The organism is Marinomonas sp. TI.3.20 (genome assembly GCF_038155025.1).
GTDB classification, from domain to species: Bacteria; Pseudomonadota; Gammaproteobacteria; order Pseudomonadales; family Marinomonadaceae; genus Marinomonas; species Marinomonas flavescens.
In genome coordinates, this window is record NZ_JBAKAS010000043.1 from 1 (window position 1) to 5159 (window position 5159).

Below are 5159 nucleotides of genomic sequence, written 5' to 3' on the forward strand. Positions count from 1 at the left end.
TGATTATATCGAGTGCTTTTATAATCCAAAGCGACACCATGGATCAAATAATGGATTATCGCCACTGCAATATGAGAAGCGATATTTTACGGAGCTAGAAACTGTCTAGGAAACTGGGTCCATACCAGTCGTCAATAGTTCCGCTTAAGCCTAAATATTGCATCTGACGAACAAATGTTCTAACTGTAGCGAGATTCGGTTCTCCAGCTTTAGACAGAAAGAGTTTCATTTTTTGAAAACCTAGTACTGAAAACTCATCAAATTCACTTATATCCATATATTTTTTAATATTTTCAGCAAAACTTTGGACATATTTAGGTGAGTAATTTTCTGCGAAGTACAAAAATGTCTTGCGAATATCCACGGCTAAAGGTCTGTTAAACCGCTCGAGAAAGCTTAAGTTAATGGTAATGTTTCTATTCAATACCCATTTATCTTGATTAAAGTCAAATTCAAACCCCCTCAAAGAAACATAAAGAGACTCATCATTTTGATCTAATTGTTGTAACTCCATACTTAACATCTCTTACCAGTCAATATCGTCATCATAAGCACCAACAATTGAATTAATTTTAGTACTATCTTTTTCTTGTAGCTCTAACCCAACCTCAAATGCCCGCTTATCGTCATGTCTCTTACTATATGTTTTTGCCATTCTTGAGCCTTCACTCCAACCCATTAACTTCTGGCGATCACTCTCAGACTTAGATTCAGAAGTTTTGCCTTCCGCAATACGTTTATCTGCATGAGCGCTAAATTTGTCATTCCAAGCATGACGAAATGCGTGTGGATGTACCCGAAAACCTACGACTTCAGAAATTTCACGGCATAACTTATTAACAGCAGCAGATGAAAGTGCTCTAGGTTGAGAGCCACGATGGTGATGAGTAACAAATAAATAAGGAATCCGCTCTGCTCCATTCACGTTACTACGATGATTTATTAGGTAGTTGTCGTACATATCGGCTAATCGCTTATCCATTGGTACAAGACGCCCTAGAGTTTTTCCCTCAGGTCTGTCCAATCGTTCGTCGTATTGATCGACTTCTGAGCGAACCTTGACATAGCGCAGCCCGTTATTAGGGTTGGTTTTAATATCCTCTGTACGCACTTTCAATAGCTCTCCTCGACGAAAGCCGATAGCTTCAAGCATATTAATAATGAGTTGGTTTCTAAATCGAAGCGATTCATTTTTCCAAGGATTTTGGGGAGAGTCAGGACGAACAACATCTAAGACTCTTAAAACTTGCGGAGAGGTTAGAGATTTATAGCTTTCATCATGATCCCAGGAGTGGCCTTTTGGGCTGTACTTTCTTGGTCGAAGTTGCTGTAATTTTTGTTCTGTCGTTGATTTTTTGGATGGAAAAAATTCCTGCTCTAACCATCCAACGTACTTAGAGAATGTTGTTAGCCTGTTATAGGCTGTAGAAGACTCAATGTCGCCTCGATGATTAATGACTAATGTTGCCCTAGCCGTTTCTAACTTATTTTTGCGGGGAGATAAAACTATGATGTTTTTTGCTTTGTTGACCGCCACATGCTCGCGAAACGCTTTCACTGTACTTTTAGCCCATTTGGCAATGGTTTCCATTTCCTTCTTTTTTAGAAATTCTCCGCTCCTACACCTTTCAACTAAATCAATATTGAGAAAACTACAAATTTCATAAAAGTATCGTAGGTGCTCAAAGGCGATGTAACAGGTATTGCTAGCATCAGATTTATTTCGATGATGTAAAGTCACGAACAAATTGGGATATGGCATAGGTAAGCCATCGCTACCCAATAAGACTGAATAGTTCTCACCACCTGACATCTTAATTCTTTCAATCTTCACACATCGATCCCCAAACGAGACAAAACATAACAAAAAAACAAGGTACATCATAACCAAAAAAAGAGTAAAAAAAAGTTTACAGAAATATTGAAATTCATCTGTAAACTTTTTATAAGGCACTGATTCTATTAGTTAAAAACCATAACTTAACAAAAACATATCTCTAGTAACCGTCAAATCAGGCTATTCGCTCAGAGTGTTGTGTGCCTACGAAGGACTGGAGAAAATGTCGCTGTGTGAGTAATATTATATTACTGGGAGATTGTGCGGTGCTATACTCTCTCAATCCCTGCGGATATCGCATCGGCCAACGACTACAACCAACCATTATCGACCAGACTATAGGCCATATGACTGACCACTCTTTAGATACGTTTTTAGAAAATACGCCTTGGTCTCAAGTCCAACGACTCAAATACATTGAGCGCTGCTTGTTATGGAATCGTGAAATTACATCGAACGCGATTGCAGAAACATTTGCAGTGACCCGTCAGCGGGCGCACCAAGACATTTCTACATACAAAGAATTAGCCCCTCGAAACGTACAGCCCTATAACGCAGCGTCGCGGGCACATCGGGCGTCTATTAACTTTGCCCCTGTTCTTCTTGATAATGATTTAGAGGGCGTCTTTTCAACACAAGGGCTGGTCTCACCACACATCACCTATATGCCCAAACTTGAACGGCGCGTGCTAACCGGCGTGATTCCGGTTTTGTTGTCAGCCATAGAGGAAGGGCACTCAATAAAAGCGGTGTATGCATCGAAAACGCACCCTGATGGCATCGAGCGGATCATGCACCCAGTTTGCGTCGTGTTCACGTTGAATAGAGCGCACCTACGAGCGTATTGCAGAGAGCGACAAGAATACCGTGATTTCTTGCTATCCCGTTTTCTCGCAGTCCCCTCTTTTGTCACCCCGAACCTGATACCAGACGACACTGATTTTGTAGAAAACGTCACCCTTAGATTAATCGTTAACCCGCAACTGAACGACTCGGAATTCAAGATGATTTCAAAAGAATTTGGGATCATTAATTCTAAAGAGGTCCAAATAAAAAGGTGCTGCCTGAACTATTTCTTGAGAGAAAATAATTTACCAGCTACCCACGAACAGATGGAAGAAGCCCAGACAAACCCATGGTCGTATCCGATAATACCGGTGTACGACACTGAGATGTTCTATGAAAAATCGTAGAGCACCTACCAAGCTATCTCCACCGGCGCCCGTCATTATAAATCCAAGGCTGCTGGTGGCGTCGCATACGATGAACTCGGACTACTCAAAGTGGCTACCCACAAATAGCCCACTTTCTAAAGACGTCATGCATGCTGACTTAGTTGCGTGTATTCGGCACATCATTCAGTTTTCTAATTCTCTGGACACAATGAGTTTCTATCGCACAGAGCTGAATCGATTTTTATGTTGGAGCTGGTTAGTTAAAGGGATGTCTATTACTGAAATGCGGCGAGACTCGATAGTCGAGTACATTGAGTTCTGCATCTTCCCACCAGCGACTTGGACCTCCCCTCATGCAGATTACGCCTTTCTCAAAAAAGAAGACGGCACATTAGAGCAAAACCCGAAATGGCGGCCTTTTCTGCAATCTGATTCCACGGCCACGACACAAGGCACTATCACGACCATCTTTTCTCGATTGTCGGCCTTTTACGCAACGCTTATGTCGGACTCCGTGATTGATCACAATCCCGTGCAAGCTATCCGGCAGAAGAATACCTACAAGAAACGAGGCGATGGCACTAAAGCGCCAAAAGTCCTTACCGAAGAGCAAGTAAAGTACTGCCTTCGAGTCTGTGAGGCGCTTAGTGATGAAGCGGAAGTCATAGACAGTAATAAGGCCTTCATTCACGCCGAACGTGCTTTATTCGCCTTCTCGATTGGCCTAGGTATGTATTTGCGAGTCTCTGAATTGGTATGGTCTGATAATTATTCTCCTACGCACGGGGACTTCTTCAAGGACGCGGATGGTCGTTGGTGGTTCCGAACAATAGGCAAAGGTAACCAAGAGCGCGTGATTGTCGTCTCAGATGATGTGTTAGCTGCCCTGGTCAGGTACCGCCGAATTCTAGATCTACCGGACCTGCCAACCCCTGCAGACAAGACCCCGCTCATCATGTCGCTGGGCAATGGTACCTGGGACAATGAGAAAGACTGGTTTGCCAAGATAGTGCCTATTACCGATACCGCAATAATGTGGAAGTTGTTTAAGAAAATATTTTCACTGGCCAGAGCGGCGATGATAAATGAGGGTCGCATTGACGATGCTTACGAGCTGCTTTGCGCTAGCTGCCATTGGCTCCGACATACTGGTATTTCAAATGATGTGCAGGTGCGTCCTATAGAGCATGTTAGAGATGACAGTGGCCACAAAACCAGTCAAACGACATGGTCTTATGTCCATTCTACGAATAGAGAAAGAGCTATGAGTAAGAAGGGAAAAGGGAGTTTATGAGTTATATCATCCTCCCAAGCTCGATGTTAAGTAAAGTCTGGGTAGTCCATAAGGCCAAAATTAGGTCTCCTGAAAAAGTCGCCTATAGCTTAAAACATTGGCGCATTTTTCATCGAATTGCCAGAGAGAATCTGCTACTAAAATTTCAAGCGACCCTAATTACCTTGGCAAGCGAGGATTTCGCATCTTCTCAAGTTGGAGCATTGGTGCAAAAGAACTCGCCCCCTCTCGCATTAACTAGAAAAACAATACCAACAGCAGCCCCAGGCTAATGTGCTCGCCAGCGGAATAAAGAGCAAGGAAACCAAAGTGATCACTCTGCCAACCAATATTCCGGTTTATATTGTGTACTTTACCGTGGTTCCTAACGCCAACGGCATGTCAGAGTTTCGCGATGACATTTATCACAGGAATGACTTAATGGAGTGCGCCTAGCCCAATTTTGACACCTCTTCTCATCATACCTGCTCGGAAAGCTATATCATTCGTTGTTAAAAGAGTTATTGAAAATACGTTGCGCCTCAATTGGTGAAAGCTTAAAAATGGCTCTCAAAGTAATATGCCATGTGACTATATAAGTTGCTGTTATACCGCATCGAGTGACAGAAATTCGTTTGAAGGTGGCAAAAACTCCAGTGTTGTAGGTGATGTTAGTGGAAAATCTGCCACCGAACGCGATCAAAGCCCCCTATAGTGGCAAAAATTCCAGTGGCGTAGATGAGGTTGGTGGAAAATCTGCCACCGAACGCGACCCAAAAGGCCAATAGTGGCAAAAATTCCAGTGGTGTAGACGAGGTTGGTGGAAAATCTGCCACCGAACGCGATCAGAGCCCCCTATAGTGGCAAAAATTCC

7 protein-coding genes are annotated in these 5159 nt (G+C 43.0%); 5 read left to right on the forward strand and 2 right to left on the reverse strand.

The genetic code is table 11. The features are described from left to right. Positions 1–109 (forward strand): IS3 family transposase (locus tag V6259_RS19380; RefSeq protein ID WP_341585939.1); only part of this gene is annotated, 109 nt, incomplete at its 5' end. On the opposite strand, the gene V6259_RS19385 is transcribed toward V6259_RS19380, so the two are convergent. Together V6259_RS19385 and V6259_RS19390 are read right to left on the reverse strand one after the other, a co-directional pair. After that, the gene (locus tag V6259_RS19385; protein WP_341585933.1) at positions 95–514 is read right to left on the reverse strand and encodes a hypothetical protein; all 420 of its coding nucleotides are present in this window, start codon (positions 512–514) and stop codon (positions 95–97) included. The two genes, V6259_RS19380 and V6259_RS19385, sit on opposite strands and share 15 nt — an antisense overlap. Positions 515–526: 12 nt before the next feature. Next, positions 527–1834, reverse strand: a complete 1308-nt coding sequence (locus V6259_RS19390) for a site-specific integrase (RefSeq protein WP_341585934.1) — start codon at positions 1832–1834, stop codon at positions 527–529. A 350-nt stretch (positions 1835–2184) separates the two neighbouring features. On the opposite strand from V6259_RS19390, the gene V6259_RS19395 reads away from it, so the two are divergent. The 4 genes from V6259_RS19395 to V6259_RS19410 are packed head-to-tail and all read left to right on the forward strand — an operon-like array spanning position 2185 to position 4741. Beyond that, complete coding sequence (locus tag V6259_RS19395) at positions 2185–3030, forward strand: WYL domain-containing protein (protein ID WP_341585935.1); 846 nt, start codon at positions 2185–2187, stop codon at positions 3028–3030. Further along, the gene (locus tag V6259_RS19400) at positions 3017–4306 is read left to right on the forward strand and encodes a tyrosine-type recombinase/integrase (RefSeq protein WP_341585936.1); all 1290 of its coding nucleotides are present in this window, start codon (positions 3017–3019) and stop codon (positions 4304–4306) included. Before V6259_RS19395 ends, V6259_RS19400 begins: the two co-directional genes overlap by 14 nt. Continuing rightward, positions 4303–4578: a hypothetical protein gene (locus V6259_RS19405; RefSeq protein ID WP_341585937.1), complete on the forward strand. Its 276-nt coding sequence runs from the start codon at positions 4303–4305 to the stop codon at positions 4576–4578. Before V6259_RS19400 ends, V6259_RS19405 begins: the two co-directional genes overlap by 4 nt. A gap of 37 nt (positions 4579–4615) precedes the next feature. Further along, positions 4616–4741, forward strand: a complete 126-nt coding sequence (locus tag V6259_RS19410) for a hypothetical protein (protein ID WP_341585938.1) — start codon at positions 4616–4618, stop codon at positions 4739–4741. Positions 4742–5159: the final 418 nt, after the last annotated feature.

Excerpts from the sequence above, each read along its gene's own strand:
- V6259_RS19385 (WP_341585933.1), bottom strand. The coding sequence starts at position 514 with ATGGAGTTACAACAATTAGATCAAAATGATGAGTCTCTTTATGTTTCT.
- V6259_RS19395 (WP_341585935.1), top strand. The coding sequence starts at position 2,185 with ATGACTGACCACTCTTTAGATACGTTTTTAGAAAATACGCCTTGGTCT.
- V6259_RS19400 (WP_341585936.1), top strand. The coding sequence starts at position 3,017 with ATGAAAAATCGTAGAGCACCTACCAAGCTATCTCCACCGGCGCCCGTC.
- V6259_RS19405 (WP_341585937.1), top strand. The coding sequence starts at position 4,303 with ATGAGTTATATCATCCTCCCAAGCTCGATGTTAAGTAAAGTCTGGGTA.